Raw genomic sequence first — 18,786 nt, forward strand, 5'->3', positions numbered from 1 at the left:
ATGGAAGGAAATATGCGGTTTGGCCGCAAATTAATACTCCTTCCAAGCGGGATATCCTAATATTATTCATTCTCACGCCAAACATGAGCACCAAGTTGCCGAAGGTTGCTCACTAAATTATCATAACCACGATCAATATACTCTACGCCGGTCACTTCAGTAATACCATCCTCTACTGTTAACCCGGCAATGACAAGGGCTGCACCCGCACGCAGATCAGCTGCCTTTACTTTTGCAGCATTAAGTTTACTGCCCTCAATAATTGCAGATCGGCCCTCAACACGAATCTTTGCGCCCATTCTTACCAACTCTGGCACATGCTTGAAGCGGTTGCTGTAAACGAAATCGCTAAGCACACTAACCCCTTCTGCCTGTGTCAGCATACTTGTCATAGGAGATTGTAAATCTGTAGGAAATCCAGGATAGGTCAGTGCTTTAACATCTGCATGTTCATAATTAGCTCTACCTATAACTCGGATACTTTCATCAAGCTCTTCAATATCCACGCCCATCTCTAAAAGCTTGGCTGTTAAGGCTTCCAAGTGCTTAGGAATAACATTATCTATCAACACATTACCACGCGTAGCCGCAGCGGCAATCATATAAGTTCCTGCTTGAATCCGATCGGGAATAATGGAATGACGGCAACCGTGCATTTCCGAGACCCCTTCGATCCGGATGGTTTCTGTACCAGCGCCTTTAATAACAGCGCCCATAGAGTTCAATAGGGTAGCTACATCTATAATCTCAGGCTCTTTAGCCGCATTTTCAATAATTGTAGAGCCTTTGGCTCGTGAAGCCGCCAGCATGATGTTTATAGTGGCACCTACGCTTGATACGTCCAGATAAATCTTCGCACCGCGTAGCTCTTTTGCATATAAATGGATAGAACCATGTTCGTTGGTAACTGTTGCTCCTAAAGCCTCGAAACCCTTGATATGTTGATCAATTGGACGAGGTTCAAAATTACAGCCACCAGGAAGACCTATTGTCGCTTCTTTGAATCTTCCAAGCAGAGCTCCCATCATATAATACGAAGCTCTAAGTTTCTTAACCGGCCCATTGGGCATTGGAATAGATACAATACGTGAAGGGTCAATTCTCATCTGATTGCCTGACCAGGATACATTAGCGCCAAGCTCTTGCAAGATTTCGGAGTAAACGGCTACATCACTAAGGGACGGTAAATTATCCAGAACAACTTCAGATTCGGCCAAAATTGCCGCAGGAATAAGCGCAATGGCACTATTCTTTGCTCCACTGATGGTTACAACGCCCTCTAGCGGACGTCCACCGCCAATCATTAATTTTTCCATAGATTTATCAATTTCCCCCTACGTGTATTGCAGCTGGGTGGGCAATACGTGCTGTGGACTTTTAGTGATGAAAATGGAAAGACACCGGCTAAGCGGTGTGCTTTCCTCATCAAACTATTCAACTGGACAGAGTAATAGCCCTATCCTTTAACAAATTGCTTGTCCACCTGAGGCGGAAGCTACAATGATTAGGCTTTGTTGTTGGATCCAAATTCGCGAATTTTACCAATAACGGTTTCTTTGATTGCATCGCGACCTGGTGCGATGAATGTACGTGGATCGTAAGCATCAGGTTTAGCAGCTAGAACTTCGCGAACCACTTTTGCGAACACGATTTGGTTCTCAGTGTTCACATTGATTTTGGAAGTACCCAGGGAGATGGCTTTCTTGATGTCATGTTCAGGAATACCTGTACCACCATGAAGAACCATTGGGATGTTAGTAGCGTCACGGATTTCTTCCATTTCTTTGAATCCGAGGTTAGGCTCGCCATGGTAAGGTCCATGAACGGAACCAAGTGCAGGAGCCAGGGTGTCGATACCTGTTTCTTTCACAATACGTACGCACTCATCAAGCTTAGCATACATGATGCCGCCGATAACGTCGTCTTCTTGTCCACCAACAGTACCTACTTCAGCTTCTACAGAAACGCCTTTAGCGTGAGCATATTCAACGACTTTTTTAGTCATATCGATGTTCTCATCGATTGGGTGATGGGAACCGTCGATCATTACGGATGTAAATCCAGCATCAATTGCTGCTTTACATTTATCAAAGCTAGATCCATGGTCAAGGTGGATAGCTACAGGAACAGTGATATTCATGTCAATAATTAGACCTTCAACCATTTTAACAACAGTAGTGAAGCCGCCCATGTGGCGTGCTGCGCCTTCAGATACACCAAGGATTACTGGTGATTTTTCTTGTTCAGCGGCACCAAGAATAGCTTGAGTCCACTCCAAGTTGTTAATGTTGTACTGACCTACTGCATATTTTCCTTCAAGTGCTTTGTTCAACATGTCTGTCATAGATACTAATGGCATGGTTTCATCCTCCTAAGAATGTTGGTTGGCTATGTTTTTAAACCGACATCACATACAGGCTTATTATAGCACATCCTGTGTCAAATACTAAATAGGGTAAACAAAAAAATGTCCCGGTGGGACGATTTTTATCCAGCCCATATAGCAATTAGACTCATCCTCTTCGGAGTCACCACGCGAAATAGGACCGATACAGAAATCACCGTTCTAACTGCATTGATCCACAGACTTGTTATGAAGATGCATGTTTACCGCTACGCGCATTTCGTCTATGTCGAACGGCTTTGTAAAATGCATTAACGCCCCTAGCTTGGTCGCCTCCTTAATCATGTCCAGTTCACCATATGCCGTCATCATAATGACCTTAATGGACGGATTGATCTCCTTTAGATGCTTCAGGATCTCGAGTCCATCCATTCCCGGTATTTTCATATCGAGTAAGACCAAATCGGGTGACTCGCTGCGAACAATGTCTAATGCCAATTTTCCGTTAGCCGCTTGAAATGTTGTATATCCCTCACTATTGAACACTTCCATAAGAAGAATCCGGATCCCGTTCTGATCATCGACAATTAATACTTTCTTCTTTTCCATACGATACCCTCCCAGAAATTAAGGCAGATTGACTATACCGCGCTCTCCACAGCGACCGGCCCCTTTAGAAACTACTCCATACGAAACCTATTATTCGTGCTTTACTGTCCAAATCCTGCTAATTGGATAAAATGGGTAAATAAAGAGTCTAAAATGAAATAAATGTCAGTTACAATATTTCTATTAAAGGGTAATACAAAAAGAGAGCCTTCGGATGAAGGCTCTCTTAGACTATTTAAGAACCGATGGGTTCTTTCTGTCTGTGTATAAATTACTGCTGCTCGGAATGCGTCAAAGAGGCTTTGACAAATTCACGGAATAGCGGTTGCGGACGGTTCGGACGTGAAGTGAATTCCGGGTGGAATTGAACCGAGAGGAACCACGGATGCTCTGGAAGCTCTACGATCTCAACTAGACGGCCATCCGGAGAAGTTCCGGAGATAACCAGTCCCGCTTTTTCAATTTCATCACGGTAAGTATTGTTGAACTCATACCGGTGACGATGACGCTCATATACCAGTTCATCATCATAGCAAGACATTGCCAGAGAGTCCGGAATAATCTTACAAGGATACAACCCAAGACGCATAGTGCCACCCATATCTTCAATATCTTTTTGCTCAGGAAGCAAATCAATCAATGGATATTGTGTATTTGGATCGATTTCGGAGCTGTTTGCACCTTGTAGTCCAAGAACAGAACGGCCATATTCAATTACAGAAACCTGCATTCCAAGGCAAATACCAAAGAAAGGTATCAATTGCTCACGGGCATAACGAATAGCGGAGATTTTACCTTCGATTCCCCGATCACCGAAACCACCAGGAACAAGAATACCGCCAATGCCACGCAGCATTTCGTCCACGTTCTCATCCGTAATTTCCTCTGCGTTCACCCAGCGGATCTTAACCTCTGCATTCGCAGCAAAACCTGCGTGTGAAAGTGATTCAACAACGCTCAAATAAGCGTCATGCAGTGCTACGTACTTACCTACAATTGCTATTTCTACTGTCTTCTCTAATTTCTGAATCCGGCTAAGCATACTTTCCCATTCGCGCATATCTGGCGCAGGTGTTGTAAGCTTCAAATGATTAACAACAATCTCGTCCAATCCTTCATCACGAAGGTTCAATGGAACTTCATATAACGTCGAAGCATCGCGGCATTCCACAACAGCATTAGCATCAATATCGCAAAAGAGTGCGATTTTGGCTTTCATATCTGCGGAAAGCTCATATTCCGTACGGCACACGATGACATTCGGTTGAATACCGATACTGCGCAGCTCTTTAACGCTATGCTGTGTCGGCTTCGTCTTCACTTCTCCAGCAGCCTTGATATAAGGAATCAAGGTTACGTGGATATACATCACATTTTCCCGGCCAATATCACTCTTGATTTGACGAATCGCTTCCAGGAACGGAAGACTTTCAATATCCCCTACAGTACCGCCGATCTCTGTGATAACAACATCAGAGTTAGTCTCGCGGCCCGCGCGGAACACGCGTTCTTTGATCTCATTCGTAATATGCGGGATAACTTGTACAGTTCCACCCAAGTACTCTCCACGACGTTCCTTGCTGATTACGGATGAATAGATCTTACCTGTCGTCACATTGCTGTTCTTCGACAGATTGATATCAATAAACCGTTCATAGTGCCCAAGGTCAAGGTCAGTCTCTGCACCGTCATCCGTTACGAAGACTTCTCCGTGCTGGTAAGGGCTCATTGTTCCAGGGTCTACGTTAAGATACGGATCAAATTTCTGAATCGTTACCTTTAGACCTCTGTTCTTGAGCAGCCTGCCCAGCGAAGCGGCGGTAATGCCTTTACCCAGGGAAGACACAACGCCACCCGTTACAAAAATATACTTTGTCACTGTAAAACCCTCCTAAATAAAGTCCAAACATAAAAGCGGCACATGGTGTTTATCGTAACCCGTTTTACTATCATCAAAACAGGGGAAATCAAAAGTTTAATTCACCGGGGAAAACATAAAACGTCATCCCGCAAATTCCATTAATCTACAGCTACTTTGCATCTAAAAAAACAAAAAAGTGACACCCGTAGAACCGGGGCACTTTTTATTTTAGAAAACACGTTTATTAACTTACATGATAAGCCCATGCAATAGTTTACTCTGACGATCCCCCACTGTCAAGGGAGGAATTATGCCACAGACAAGACTCTTCTGATTATTGATCTTACTTGTCATCCTCGGAATCTTCATCGTCGCTATCTTCTGCATCGTCTTCGTCCGTATCGTCTTCGTCTATGTCATCTTCATCGATCACGACATCTTCGTCGACTTCTTCTTCGCTGTCGTCGTCAGAATAGAGGTCGTCGCGATCTTCATCGATAGCGTCGAAATCCTCTTCTTCAGCTGTGTAGTTTTCTTCTTCATCAGCAAAATCGTCATCTTCCAAATCATCGTCTTCATCGTTGATGATGCGCACCCGTTTAGTGTTACCAACCGGATCATCGGAGCGCTCTAGAGGATACCAGCGTTTCAGTCCCCAAAGGTTGGTTCCGACACAGGCAAAACGCCCGTCAATGTTAATCTCGGTATATAACTGGGCAATAGTATCTTGGCTTTCTTGATCGGTCATACCGCGTAACTTGGCTACCTCGACCATCAGATCACGGTAATAATACGGTGTATTGGCTGCTTTAAGCACCAGAAAGGCAAGATCCACCATTGGCATTTCTTTAACTTTCTCAGGGTCTAGCTTTAAATTGAGTGGCGTACTCACTAAAGGACACTTCCTCTCACGCATTGTTCACATTACGGTTTATTTCAATAATATCCATTAACAAAACTAAGTAAAACCTATTTAACAACAAAATGCAAGTCAAATGCAAGAACCGCCCAACAGAAAAAGCCTCCTGCTTATTATCCATACAGGAAACCTGTCTTCATCAAGAAGAGTTGATATGTAATTGTAGCAAGGGCCGCCGCACCCAAAGTTTTTAGAAATGGGATTTAAAAAGGCGGAGGAAGACCTCCGCGCATGACTGTATCCACGCCAAGGATCGGCTCCTTACGGGATGTTACAAAGAGAGTTTTAATCTCTTCTGTTTATTTTATGTAAAGCGCCGTCTTTTGACACGCTGGGCAGCCCATTTCCTTAAAAAAGGGCAAGTTCCCATTCGGCCCCCTCCCTCCGCTCATACAATATGGCAGCAGGGCACCGAGGGGGGACAGCGAAACCTATGGACTATTACAAATTTTGGAACATGCTTCTTGAAGAAATATCGGTTGCCCCAAAAAATGGTGAGCGGCGTATTCTTACCTTCAACGATCCCCGCCAGTATGCCGGAGCTTTCTCCCAATGGAAGGCTCTAAAAGCAAAGCAGCCCGAGCTGCGTCAAGTACAGGTATCTCCGCTGATTCGGGCCTTCTTCGTGCCCGCTGCCGCCGGAAAGCTGATGAACCGATTTGCAGACCTTCTAAACGTCGAAGACGATCTGCAGATTCAAATTCATTCTATAGCTAACGAAAAGAGCGGAATCGCCGCCCTCCCTTGGGGGGTGAAAGCGATTCATGCTCCTCAGGCATGGTCTAAATCAACCGGAGTTCACGTCAAAATCGGCGTCATTGACACCGGCGCGGATTACCGTCATCCCGATCTGAAGCATTCATTAGCCTCTGGAGTCAACCTACTACACCGCGGGATGCTGCCGCTGGATGATAACGGGCACGGAACTCATATCGCCGGAACCTTAGCGGCAGCAGGGGGAAATCGCGGAATGATGGGAGTGGCGCCGCGAGCGCTGCTATATCCAGTCAAGGCCTTTGATCATAGTGGATCAGCCTATGTGTCCGATATTGTGCTAGGTATTGATTGGTGTGTGCAGAACCGAATCGACGTCATTAATATGAGCTTTGGAATGAAGACTAGAAGCAAGGCGCTCCACAATGTGGTTATAAAAGCATATCGGGCCGGAATCGCCGTCATTGCCTCCTCTGGGAATGACGGCAAACGTGGCGGGGACTATCCCGCACGTTATCCCGAGACGATAGCCGTGGGCGCCATCGATAAAAGACACCGGGTTGCCGGCTTCAGCAATCGCGGTTCATATATCGATGTATACGCGCCCGGCGAAGGCGTGCCCTCCTGCTGGCTGAAGGAGGGCTACAAAGAAATGAGCGGCACCTCCATGGCGACCTCGCATGTCACGGGAGCCGCCGCATTGCTGCTCGCACTGCGACCGGGCCTCACGCCAAGGGAGCTGAAGCTGCTCTTGCGCCGCACCGCGTCCCCGGTGCGGCTACGCAAGGGGCAACGCCGCGCATCCCTAGGCGGCGGCTCTGCCGATGCCCTGCGACTGCTGAGAGCAGGAGTAAGGGCGAAGCGTTCGGTCTCCGCGAACGTGTAGACCCCGCCCGGGCACCGGGTGGGTCACTCTGACGTGAGCGCAGCTGATGCCGGTGCGAAGAACGGCAGCAAAGAAAAATCCGCCCCCCGGAAACCGGAAGGCGGATTTTTTGTCGTTTGCTGTTGATTTACATGCGATCCGGTGCAGAAACTCCGACAAGACGCAGTACATTGGCAATAGTAGTACGCGTTGCGCCAAGCAATGTAAGACGCGCCACGGTTTGAGCAGCATCCTCAGTAATTACACGTTCAGCTTTGTAATAACTGTGGAACATCGCAGCCAGCTCATATACATAACGGATGAGGCGATGTGGAGCATAACCTTCAGCCGCAACAGCGATTTCTGCCGGGAGCTCACCAATTTTGCGCAGCAGGTCATATTCATGCACTGCTGTCAGCTTGGAGAAGTCAATTTCAGCGTAATCAGGGATAGAAATCCCTTGCTCCTCTGCCTGACGGAAAATACTGCAAATACGGGCATGCGCATATTGAACATAGAATACAGGATTTTCATTAGAAGTAGAGATCGCCAAATCCATATCGAAATCAAGATGAGAATCCATGCTGCGCATGGTGAAGAAATAACGAATCGCATCGATTCCTACTTCCTCCATCAAATCTTCCATCGTAACCGCTTTGCCGGTACGTTTGGACATTTTGACCTTTTCACCATTCTGGAACAGGCTGACCATCTGAGCAATCAGAACCACTAGCTTCTCAGGATCATTGCCAAGGGCTGACATTGCCGCCTTCATCCGCGGAATATAACCATGGTGATCAGCGCCCCAAATGTTAATCATTTTATCGTAACCGCGGCCATACTTATCGCTGTGATAAGCAATATCCGGGGTAAGGTAGGTATATGTGCCATCATTTTTGATCAAGACTCGGTCTTTATCATCGCCGTATTTTGTCGTTTGCAGCCAGGTTGCCCCATCTTGCTCGTACACTTCTCCACGATCACGGAGCTCGTCCAGCGAGCGCAGTACTTCTCCGTTCTCATACAGCGAGGTTTCACTGAACCAGATATCGAAGTTTACACGGAAAAGACCTAGATCACGTTTGATTTTATCCAACTCTTTATTAAGTCCATAGGTCCGGAAAAAAGCAGCGCGCTCACTAGGGCTCATCTCGAGCAAGGTATCGCCCTTTTCTGCCACAAGCTCCTTCGCAAAACCCTTAATATCCTCACCATGGTAACCATCTTCCGGCATTTCTGCCTCTTGACCCAGCTCCTGCAGGTATCTGGTTTCAATGGATTTACAAAGATTAGCCACTTGGTTACCGGCATCATTAATATAATATTCCCGGGTCACCTCATAACCTGCATAATCAAGCACATTACACAGCGCATCACCGACAGCAGCACCACGGGCATGCCCTAAATGTAGGCTACCTGTTGGATTGGCACTGACGAACTCCATTTCAACCTTCTGACCTTGACCCAGATTAATACGGCCATAGTCATCCCCCTGCTCAGCAACAAGGCTGATGATTGGGTACAAGTAGTTCTTAGACAGGGTAAAGTTAATAAAGCCTGGTCCTGCAATTTCCGCTTTCTCAATAGAAGCTCTGCTCGTATCCAAATGCTCAATAATAGCTTCAGCAATCTGGCGTGGATTACGTTTAGCAATTTTGGTCAGCTGCATAGCAGCGTTCGTAGCCAAATCACCGTGCGCCTTATCTCTTGGTACTTCTAGTACAATATCCGGAACCTCTTCCGGTGCAACCAGCCCAGCATTCACAATCGCATCGGCGATGGCTTCTTTTACCCGTTCATTTACAAGCTCTAACGGATTCTTACTATGTGTCATAATTTCGGTTCCTCCTGTATATGCAAACTAATAGCGAACTTTCCTGTCAATTCCTCGTAAACGTACAAATCATATTCCCAGGCAACCGTTAAAGAGCGCCCTTCGCGCACAACTTCCAGCTTGTTCGTTTCCGTAGAAAGATTGAACTGCGTATATGGCGAGCGGTAGAATCCTGGCAGACGCCGTCCAGCTTCAAAGCTCTGCTCTGACTGAATCCCGCCATGGCGGATTAGCTTCAGTTGATTACCTGCAATCTTTATCGTTGTACGAACAGAAACTTCCTCCCCGCGAGGACCCTGCTCTAATTCTTCATATTGAATATATAGATGCGGTCCTTTGGATGTTACTTCTCCATTCGCTTCCATAACATTTCGCTGACCATCTTGAAGGCTCACGAGCGTAATAGAGACATCATATTTGTCAGACTGTATTTCAGGCATCACACGTTCCTCCATTCTGCAAGCCTCTGCATTCTGCATAAGAAAAACGTCTAATGGCAAAGCTTAAACATTTTTATATTAATCAAAGGCCTATTTCGCTTTCCCATTGTACACTATAATCCAGTTCAAAGAAGCATTTCAATACAGAATCAAGCATATCTTCATAAGCACATAAAATATTACCATATTGATGATTAAAAGCACACTTTGAACGTCCATTCTCTATGTATATCATTTACTTCGATAATATTTGCACTTACCAAGCACCTATCGGACATAAATGACCCTATACGCAGTATGATTCCATATTTGGTGCGATAACGGACTTCATAGTCGCTATTAGCCTAAAAAACAACCCATGTGAACCTCTTTCTAGAGAATAGTGTTACTGGAGTCCGAAACTCTATCCCAAAGGCCGAAAATTTGCAAATAACGTCATCTGGGTCCGTAACCCTCCGAGGATGAGGGATCTGATTAGGGCACTGATAAGGGTACTATTGAAGCAAGCAAAGATACCAACGACAAAAATACAGAGCAGCGATTCTCCAAGTATCCGGAGAATCGCTGCTCTGCTGTCTATTTGCGATTTTCACAATACATCGGAACTTATATTCTTGCACTGTAAAGAATTATTGGGTCATCACTTTCAAAGAAAACCTGCGTTCCCATGAAGCTCCGCCGTCTTTGGTCACATACAAGGAAGAGTAATCAAGCTCACGGATGGCGAGCCAGCCCTCTTTATTACTAGTGAAGGAGATTACCCCCTCATAACCAGCGAGCGCCGGAAGATTAGTCCATTGCTTACCGCCGTTATAAGAGCGTCCAACCGCCACTTTCTCTGCTGCTGGGGAAAACCCCACTAAAAAGGAGGTGCTGTTTCCCACAAGCTGCAGGTTCCCAGGTTTGCCAGCAGCTGGCCCTTTATTGAATTCAGCCTTGCCACTTCCTGGCGCAGGTCCGCCGCCCGCAGTTTCCTGAGCGATCACACGATTCCAACTTTTCCCCCTGTTCGCACTTTCATACAGCGAGTAGGAGGTCTGACTCATCCCCGTACCGCCATAGAGCACTACAGCGACCTGATCTCCCTTAGCGGAGATTTGTCCAAACTCGGGCTCGGCAAAAGCCGCCTTAAGTGAAAGGCTCCAAGTTGCCCCTCCATCTGTGGTCTTCATTACCCGATACCCGCTTCCCGGCACGATTACAACCGCCCAGCCGGTATTCCGGTCACTAAAATAAGCACCTCTTGTATTGGGTGGGGTGGAAATCTTACTCCAGCTCAGCCCCCCGTCTTTGGTGTGATACGTTGCGGCTCTCTCATAAGCAAAACCTTTCTTACTATCGATAAAATTTATTCTTTCAAAGCTGACGGCTTTGTTCGAAAGTCTCTTCCACTCCGAGCCACCGTTAGAGGTACCGATTAAATATTGAGCCTGCCCCTCCTCTACAGAAGCAAGAGCAAAGCCATGTACATTATCGGGAAAATCGAATTGTTTGAAGCTCCATTGGCCTTGATAGATCTCTTGAAAATGGCAGCCTCCGTCAGAGGTACCAATCATAAATCCATTACCTGCTGCCCGTCCGGTATTCCCTTTCAAAAACTGAACATCAGAAAAGCTAAGCGGTGTGGATATATCACCTGAGTGCTTGTTTTGCAGGGCCTGTAGCAAGCCGTGATCTCCTGTGCCGCAAGTCGCTGGTGCTGGTGCAGCCGCAGCATGTACAGAAGTTACTGGTGCACTCCAGCCTGATACCATAATAAGCGTCGCCGAGAGGGAGGTTATTGTCGTCTTATGAATCTTTTTCGTCCATTTCATGATGACACCTCCTAATATGTATATACCCTTACTTACAATCCCTACTCTGTTATACCGCCAGAGATGATGGCCTATCTACCTTAAATAATCACAAAATAGAAACAATTTGTTACCCTCCATATCCCTAATGAATATCCTTCCAGATCCTTCCCCATAATATGAGAGAAAGGAGTCTGGTGCCATGACACGCGAATCAACGAATCCACCGAAACGAAAAAGCCGCTTCCGGCGTTTATTTCGGCTGCTGGCAGCCTTGATCATATTATTTGTATTAACCACCGGAGCTCTGCTCGGTTATCTATATCAAAAAGATCTTCCACCGATTAGCGATGATGTGCGCTCCAAGCTGTTTGACTCCCGGGGCAATGTTCTTGCCACCTTTACCTCAGACGGCCGCAGCCGCGAACCCGTCAAATTAAGTCAAATTTCTCCCCTGCTCATTGAAGCTACACTAGCAGTCGAGGATCGTAAATTTTATGAACATTCCGGATTTGATCTGAAGGGGATGGCGCGAGCTGTTCTAGTCAATCTGGAAGAGGGAAACCGGTCGCAGGGTGCTAGTACGCTAACTCAGCAGCTCGCACGTAACCTCTACCTATCCCATGAAAAAACATGGACGCGCAAGGCTAAAGAAGCTGTCTATACGATGCAGCTGGAGATGAAATACAGCAAAGATGAAATCCTGAACATGTATTTAAATAATATCTACTATGGCCACGGTGCTTACGGCATTGAAGCAGCCTCACGGATGTATTTTGGTAAATCTGCAGCGGATTTAGACCTGGCAGAGAGTACCATGCTGGCTGGAATTCCAAAGGGACCTACCTATTATTCACCTTACAACCACATGGACAATGCTAAAAAGCGCCAGAGAATCATCCTGACCGTCATGGCCAATTTAGGCAATATCACTCAGGAAGAAGCGGGACAAGCCGTCCAGGAGAACTTAAACTTCAAGCCGCAAGGACAAAAGGATACGCTTGTAGCTGCGCCTTATTTCCGGGATTATATCCGCAATTTGGCCATAGAGTCTCTCCACATCAGTAATGATGAGCTGGAGCAAGGCGGATTAAATGTCTATACCACCCTTGACCCTGACATGCAGCATGCCGCAGAAAATGCCGTTGACAAAGAGATGGATCAAACTAGTGATCTGGAGACTGCACTTGTATCCATCGATCCTCGCACCGGTTACATCAAAGCAATGGTCGGCGGAAAAAATTATCGTACCAACCAGTACAATCATGCTTTGGCCACCACACGCCAGCCGGGTTCTTCCTTTAAGCCGATTATGTATTTGGCCGCACTCTCATCCAAAGAGATGACAGGACTTTCGGTCTTTAATAGTCAGCCAACGATGTTTCGTTATGATAACAACCGCAAAACGTATCAGCCCCGAAACTTTGGGGATAAGTATCTGGGTGAAATTAATATGCGGCAAGCTATCGCAGCATCCGACAATATCTATGCTGTTAATACAATTATGAAGATCGGCGCGGATAAAGTAAGCGAAATGGCTGCGAAGATGGGCATTGACAGTCCACTTCAAAGCGTACCATCACTGGCCCTAGGCACTTCACCGATCAGTCCGCTTGAAATGGCTGCAGCTTTCGCTGTAATTGGAAACGGCGGTCAGAAAATGCCGATCACAGCCATTCTAAAAATAACCGATTCAAATGGCATGGTCCTGTATGAAGCACCTCAACCCAAAGGAGTAACCGTCGTAGAACCTTCAGCTGCCTATGTACTGACTCGTTTAATGGAGGGAGTATTCGAGACTGGGGGGACGGGTAATCGTGTGGCTTCCATAATTAAACGTCCGGTAGCCGGCAAGACCGGCACCACGGATACAGATGGCTGGATGGTAGGTTTCACCCCGGAGCTATCAACTGCAGTCTGGGTTGGTTACGACAAGGGGCGCGACATCGCAACTACCGACGGACGGCGTGCAGCCCCCATTTTCGCCCAATTTACTGAAAAAGCGCTGGAAAATGTCCCTCCAAAAATTTTCCCTATTCCAGATGGAATAGTCAGCGTATACGTCAATCCGCAATCCGGCAAACTTGCTACAGCAGCATGTCCCGACAAAGAACTGGAAACTTTTATTAGTGGAACTGAGCCCACCGAATACTGCGAACTGCATGGAACTGGCTCCGCTCCTGCTGTCGATGACACACAAAGCAAGGTAGATCCTGCTGAAGAGAATCGTTCCCTGTGGAAGAACATTAAACGCTGGTGGTTGAATTAGCTCCTTCATTTATATTGAAGGGGTTTTTCTTTTTTTATAAGTTATATATTGTAGTAACAACAGGATTTCCAAATTCAAATATCACTTATCACATAAGGGATGTAACCGTTTTATTTATTATGCTTACCCCATTCTCTTAACTCTCAATTACTGCTATAATAGTTATTAGAAACCAAAATATAATGATGTAAATGAGGGACATGGGATGAAGGATACAGGCATGATCCGGAGTTTAGACAGTCTTGGGAGAATTGTGGTTCCCGCAGAAATCCGTATGACGCGTAATATCGACATTGGTGATCCTATCGAATTTTTTGTTTTAGACGAAAAAATCATCGTCCTTAGGAAGTACACCTCGACAGAGTGTACATTTTGCAGAAGCCACGACCATGTCACCTACTATAAAGAGCAGTTTATTTGTAGCAACTGTCTAAAAGAAATTGTCGATCCTGAACGCATGTCTCAATTGCCAGAGTCACGTGAAGATTTTGTTGTTGAGGCATCGGAGCAAAACACCAGTATCCGAAAGTCAAAGACAGAGGAAATGTGCCAACGTCTGGAACAAGCTATTGAAGATCATCCCTATGCCAACCAAAAAGAACTTGCAGAAATCCTCGGGATTAGCCAAGCCAGAGTGAGTCAGCTCAAACGCAAGCTTAGCAGCACAAGCAAATCATAAATTAAAAAGCTTCGACGCTCCTATTTCCGGAGGTCGAAGCTTTTTCTATATCGGATAACCCTTCTGGAGGCTCCTATACTATTCAGTCAGTGCAGCTTTAAGCTCATCTGAGGATGCATTCCACCATGCTTCATTATGAGAGATCAGAAGGGATTTGAGAGCCGACTTCTCAATGGCTCCAAGCCCTGCCACATCGATCTTGCGTTTAAGAGCTGCATCCAGCTTATTGACATGCTCGGCAAGAATTTTCCATCCGCGGCGCGCTTCTGTATCAATCCACATTTCACAGGCTGTGATTCCACCATAAAATTGAGCTTCCAATGTACGGTCTACCGCTACCCATACCACCCAAACCTGTCTTCCATTCGGTACATCTTCACGATTCATGGAAAATTTAATTCCTTTTTCCACTTTGCTCTTGGCATGCATGGCACCGATATCAATAACCGCCACATCACCATCAATAATGACAGGTGAAACGTTGTTGAGATCTATAGAGCCTGCTCCAAAGCCTTTATGTTTACTTTTAGCGTTCACAATATTTAAGGCAATCTGTTTCTTGCCCTCCGGTTGTATGTTGTCCACGAGTGCACACCCTTCCTCTTACGAATAATTTAATTTTAGCTAATAATGCGGCGATTGCAAACATATACATCCCGTAGATGCTTGTCACGGGAGGAATCACACTATGAAGTCACTGTCATTAAAGTACATCATCTTTGCGACCCTGGCCATCCTCGCGCTGCTGGGAGGAGGAATATGGGCCTTTTCAGGGGATAGCTCTACAGCTTCTGTTACTAGCTTTGCTTCAAAAGAGGCCAAGTCCTCCAGCGGCACAGCGCCTGCAGCCGTACCACAGCAGGTATTGCCTGAGAGCGCGCCCGTCCCGGCAGAGGAGGCTTTAAGCCAGCGGGTAGTCGAGTATCACATTGATGTCCAGCTTGTTCCTGACACAGAAACCTTAAAAGCTTCTGAGACAGTAACCTGGACACACCCCGGAGTAAAGCCAGTAAGTGATTTATATTTTCACATGTATCCAAATGCATTTGCCTCATCAGATACCACCTTTATGAAGGAATCCGGGGGGACGCTCAGAGGCGACAGCATGCCTGAGAACGGCTTCGGAAATATGACGCTGACCGATCTGCGCACGACAGAAGGAACTTCGCTAATGCAAAGAGTGCAATATGTCCAACCTGATGACGGCAATATCAACGATAGGACGCTCCTAAAGGTACATCTTCCTCAGCCTGTTAATGGTGGGGAAAGTGTAACACTTAAGCTTCAGTATGAAGTCCAGCTGCCCAAAATCTTTGCACGCATGGGTGCTTCAGGCAACTTCGTTATGGCTGGGCAATGGTTCCCTAAGCTTAGTGTATACGAGCCGAGGGGCACACGCGGAGTTAAAGAAGAAGGCTGGGACCTGCATCAGTATCACGGGACCTCTGAGTTTTACAGTGATTTTGGCATTTTTAATGTAACGATTGCCGTCCCTTCCAACTATACGGTGGCTGCGACCGGATTTCCTGTAAAAAATGCCAAGCTCAAACAAGATCAGAAAATATATCAGTTCTACGCCGATGATGTCCACGATTTCGCTTGGGCCGCTTCCCCTGATTTTACAGTAGCTGAGGAAGCCTTCTCTACGCCGGAGGTGCCTGGAGTACGAATTAAGGTGTATCTCGACCCACTACACAAAGATTTAAAAGAGCGTTACCTTCAGGCTGCCAAGGCTGCCCTGACCTACTTCAGCAAATGGTATGGTCCTTATCCCTACTCTACGCTGTCTATTGTCGTCCCACCTAAGGAGGGCAACGGTGCTGGAGGAATGGAATACCCTACCCTTATTACAGCCTTTGGGGCCGCGGATTCTTCTCCAGATACCTCACTTGAAAGAACCGTCATTCATGAAATCGGCCATCAATACTTCTACGGTATGGTAGCCAGTAATGAATTCGAGGAGGCCTGGCTGGATGAAAGCTTCACTTCCTATGCCGAAGACAGACTTATGGAGCAAGAATACGGTATCAAGTCTAATTTGCCTTTACAGGCCAGCCTGGTGACTATACCTGAGCCGTTAAATCTGGAAACGTGGAAATATGCAGGGGCGGATTCCTATAGCCGAAATGTTTATATCCGCGGCAAGCTTGTACTTAAAGATATCGAACGCCAGGTAGGTACCAAAGCAATGAACAACATCATGTCCTCCTACGCTCGTAAGTTCCGTTTCCAGCATCCTGCTACGTCAGATTTTCAGAAAGTCGTTGAGAAGGTAACCAAAAAATCATGGCAGGCCTATTTCGATGATTACATTTATGGTGATGGAGCGCCTGACTTCTCAGTAGATACGATTACTTTTAAAAAAAATAACAGCGGCGATGCTCCAAGCTACGAATCATTAGTGAAGATTTCAAACAAAGGGAGCCATTACGTTGATGTTCCCGTGAAATTTACATTCGCCGACAGCTCTTCGGTGCAGCGGGTCTGGAACGGTGAAGGAGTAGAGACTACGTTTCAATTGTTAAGCGATAAGCCTCTTCTCTCTGCTGAGATTGACCCTGAACATTCCATCTTATTGGAGAGCAAACATCTAAACAACTTTAGGCTGGCGGAAATAGAGCCCAAGACGCTCTCTCGCTGGACATTAAGTGTAACTAAACTACTTGAAACCGTGCTCGGAACTCTTGTCTGGTGAGGTGAATGATTGTGAGAACATCGATAACCCGCGGCTGGCAAAGCATGAAGGAGCAATTTTATATTTTAATTCTGCTCTTCATCTACCGACTGCTCTGGGGCTACTTTATGTATGGTTTCATCCGATCTGCTATTATTCCAATTCTACTGCGCTATCCGGATAAAGACGCCGGAGGCAGCGGTATGGGCAGACTGTTGTATTATATCGAGGGACAGTTCAGCTTGAATACGGACCCTGCGATACGCACTTGGTTATGGATGCTTCTGGCGCTTGTTGTCTTGCGACTTCTGCTTTCCCCTTTCATAAGGGCAGGATTGCTGCATGAGCTCCACCAGGAGCGAAAGGGCGAGCGTGGACTGTTCTTTTTCCCTGGCATGAAGATCTATGGACTACCTGTCTTAGTCTTTAGCCTAATCGAATGGGTGCTGACCCTGCTGCCGCTGTACTGGCTTGCTCCAAAAATGTACGGGCTGTTCTTATCCTCTTTGTTTAACTACGCTTTGTTACTTCATTTAGTACCATACGTATTGGCATGGCTTATATATATTTTTATCGTGCGCCTGTTTCTTCTATATATGCAGTTTGGTTACACCGGCGGTACAGGAATGTTCTCCTCCCTGTTCATCTGCTTGCGGTCACTGATTCCTGCTATAGGTGTTTCCATTGTACTTGGTGCGGGAGGCCTGCTCTTACTGCTAGTGTGCGGACTGACGGGTCTGTTCTGTCCCGGCCTACTGGCACTTATAATACGGCAAATCTCACCACTACCTTCTACGCTCTTAAAAATGTGGGGAATCTCTGCACAATATCATCTATGGCGTAGCAAAGCATTTCCACAATAAATCAACCTTATTTGACATAATAAAAAGGTCCCAATTCCTGTATTCAGGAGCTGGGACTTTTTCTCATTACGGATAACTTAAGAGTATTTGCAAAATCGTAAAAGCTCTGTTACAATAAGTCCTGTGCTATTAGTAACAATTTTGTAATCAATTGAAACGATTCCTACATAACTAAATGTATTTATCGTAAGTGTAACTGTCGAAACGTCATTCTCTGGTGCTTAACACGCCTAATTCCTTTGCACCGGGAAGTGGGGGAACCATATTTTGGGTGAATTGATCTCGCTTTACAGGGATCATAGGGAATCTTCTACCGAACCCTTAAGCTAACCTCGCAGGCCTTGGAAGGAGTACATCTTTTGAAAAGACATAATTTAAGAAAAAAATGCGTCGCTGCGGCGCTAGGACTTGTAATGGCGTTATCTATTGGTGGAGGAAGCGCCTTTGCCGACTCTAAAATGGACTCTGTAATCTCAAAAACTATTGGAGTTGCCTATAAAACCGGAGGTACAAGCACTGCCGGATTTGATTGCTCTGGATTTACAAAGTATGTATTCAAGAATGTGGGGCTTACTTTACCTCGTACATCAAAAGCTCAATATAGCGTTGGAACTGCTGTATCCAAAAGCAATCTGCGTTCTGGTGATCTAGTGTTCTTTAACACACTTGGCAATGGAGTATCCCATGTCGGCATTTATGTTGGAAACGGAAAATTCGCACAATCGTCCTCTTCGCGTGGAGTGACCATCACTTCACTCAGTCAGGCCTACTGGGCCAATCGTTATGTTGGCGCTAAAAGAGTAATGAGTACTTCAGCTTATCAAGCTGTAGCCTTCGATTGAAACCTTCCTCACAACTATAACCTCACAATTACAACTATATGAACCTGAATCTGATTATGCCCGTAATCAAATTCGGGTTT

General features: G+C 46.0%; 15 protein-coding genes and 1 riboswitch. Of the genes, 6 read left to right on the top strand and 9 right to left on the bottom strand.

The genetic code is table 11. From position 1 onward, the window contains the following. Window positions 1–62 precede the first annotated feature (62 nt). The 5 genes from NST45_RS26495 to rpoE form a co-directional block, all read right to left on the bottom strand. Window positions 63–1,316: a UDP-N-acetylglucosamine 1-carboxyvinyltransferase gene (locus NST45_RS26495; protein WP_036679932.1), complete on the bottom strand. Its 1,254-nt coding sequence runs from the start codon at window positions 1,314–1,316 to the stop codon at window positions 63–65. A gap of 188 nt (window positions 1,317–1,504) precedes the next feature. Next, window positions 1,505–2,359, bottom strand: coding sequence for a class II fructose-1,6-bisphosphate aldolase (gene fba, locus NST45_RS26500; protein ID WP_036679934.1), 855 nt, complete (start codon window positions 2,357–2,359; stop codon window positions 1,505–1,507). Window positions 2,360–2,566: 207 nt separating this feature from the next. Beyond that, a complete protein-coding gene (locus NST45_RS26505) occupies window positions 2,567–2,953 on the bottom strand; it encodes a response regulator (RefSeq protein ID WP_036679935.1) in 387 nt (128 codons plus the stop codon). Window positions 2,954–3,224: 271 nt separating this feature from the next. Continuing rightward, complete coding sequence (locus NST45_RS26510; RefSeq protein ID WP_036679937.1) at window positions 3,225–4,832, bottom strand: CTP synthase; 1,608 nt, start codon at window positions 4,830–4,832, stop codon at window positions 3,225–3,227. Window positions 4,833–5,157: 325 nt separating this feature from the next. Continuing rightward, a complete protein-coding gene (gene rpoE, locus NST45_RS26515) occupies window positions 5,158–5,706 on the bottom strand; it encodes a DNA-directed RNA polymerase subunit delta (protein ID WP_038568074.1) in 549 nt (182 codons plus the stop codon). A 460-nt stretch (window positions 5,707–6,166) separates the two neighbouring features. Between rpoE and NST45_RS26520 the strand changes: the two genes are divergently transcribed. Further along, window positions 6,167–7,333 (top strand): S8 family peptidase, encoded by a 1,167-nt coding sequence (locus NST45_RS26520; protein ID WP_038568071.1) that lies wholly within the window; start codon window positions 6,167–6,169, stop codon window positions 7,331–7,333. Window positions 7,334–7,460: 127 nt separating this feature from the next. Here NST45_RS26520 and argS read toward each other — a convergent pair whose 3' ends face one another. The 3 genes from argS to NST45_RS26535 form a co-directional block, all read right to left on the bottom strand. Beyond that, window positions 7,461–9,146 (bottom strand): arginine--tRNA ligase, encoded by a 1,686-nt coding sequence (argS, locus tag NST45_RS26525; protein WP_076148015.1) that lies wholly within the window; start codon window positions 9,144–9,146, stop codon window positions 7,461–7,463. Then, on the bottom strand, window positions 9,143–9,586 hold the full coding sequence (locus NST45_RS26530; protein WP_036679946.1) for a DUF1934 domain-containing protein: 444 nt from the start codon (window positions 9,584–9,586) through the stop codon (window positions 9,143–9,145). The genes argS and NST45_RS26530 overlap by 4 nt, the downstream gene beginning before the upstream one ends. A gap of 629 nt (window positions 9,587–10,215) precedes the next feature. Next, a complete protein-coding gene (locus tag NST45_RS26535; protein ID WP_339824226.1) occupies window positions 10,216–11,400 on the bottom strand; it encodes a hypothetical protein in 1,185 nt (394 codons plus the stop codon). Between the two features lie 181 nt (window positions 11,401–11,581). Between NST45_RS26535 and NST45_RS26540 the strand changes: the two genes are divergently transcribed. Further along, window positions 11,582–13,648, top strand: a complete 2,067-nt coding sequence (locus NST45_RS26540) for a PBP1A family penicillin-binding protein (RefSeq protein ID WP_339824228.1) — start codon at window positions 11,582–11,584, stop codon at window positions 13,646–13,648. A gap of 205 nt (window positions 13,649–13,853) precedes the next feature. Continuing rightward, a complete protein-coding gene (locus NST45_RS26545; RefSeq protein WP_076100082.1) occupies window positions 13,854–14,327 on the top strand; it encodes an AbrB/MazE/SpoVT family DNA-binding domain-containing protein in 474 nt (157 codons plus the stop codon). A gap of 78 nt (window positions 14,328–14,405) precedes the next feature. Here NST45_RS26545 and NST45_RS26550 read toward each other — a convergent pair whose 3' ends face one another. Then, window positions 14,406–14,912: a YwhD family protein gene (locus NST45_RS26550; RefSeq protein WP_036679953.1), complete on the bottom strand. Its 507-nt coding sequence runs from the start codon at window positions 14,910–14,912 to the stop codon at window positions 14,406–14,408. Window positions 14,913–15,015: 103 nt separating this feature from the next. On the opposite strand from NST45_RS26550, the gene NST45_RS26555 reads away from it, so the two are divergent. From NST45_RS26555 to NST45_RS26565, 3 genes are all read left to right on the top strand, one after another. Beyond that, a complete protein-coding gene (locus NST45_RS26555; protein ID WP_076100083.1) occupies window positions 15,016–17,022 on the top strand; it encodes a M1 family metallopeptidase in 2,007 nt (668 codons plus the stop codon). An 11-nt stretch (window positions 17,023–17,033) separates the two neighbouring features. Further along, window positions 17,034–17,864: a hypothetical protein gene (locus NST45_RS26560; RefSeq protein ID WP_076100089.1), complete on the top strand. Its 831-nt coding sequence runs from the start codon at window positions 17,034–17,036 to the stop codon at window positions 17,862–17,864. A gap of 217 nt (window positions 17,865–18,081) precedes the next feature. Then, window positions 18,082–18,220: riboswitch (cyclic di-AMP (ydaO/yuaA leader) on the top strand. Window positions 18,221–18,277: 57 nt separating this feature from the next. Continuing rightward, complete coding sequence (locus NST45_RS26565) at window positions 18,278–18,706, top strand: C40 family peptidase (protein WP_052097401.1); 429 nt, start codon at window positions 18,278–18,280, stop codon at window positions 18,704–18,706. Window positions 18,707–18,786 lie beyond the last annotated feature (80 nt).

Origin of the sequence: Paenibacillus sp. FSL R7-0163, from assembly GCF_037969975.1 — a bacterium.
GTDB classification, from domain to species: Bacteria; Bacillota; Bacilli; order Paenibacillales; family Paenibacillaceae; genus Paenibacillus_AQ; species Paenibacillus_AQ odorifer.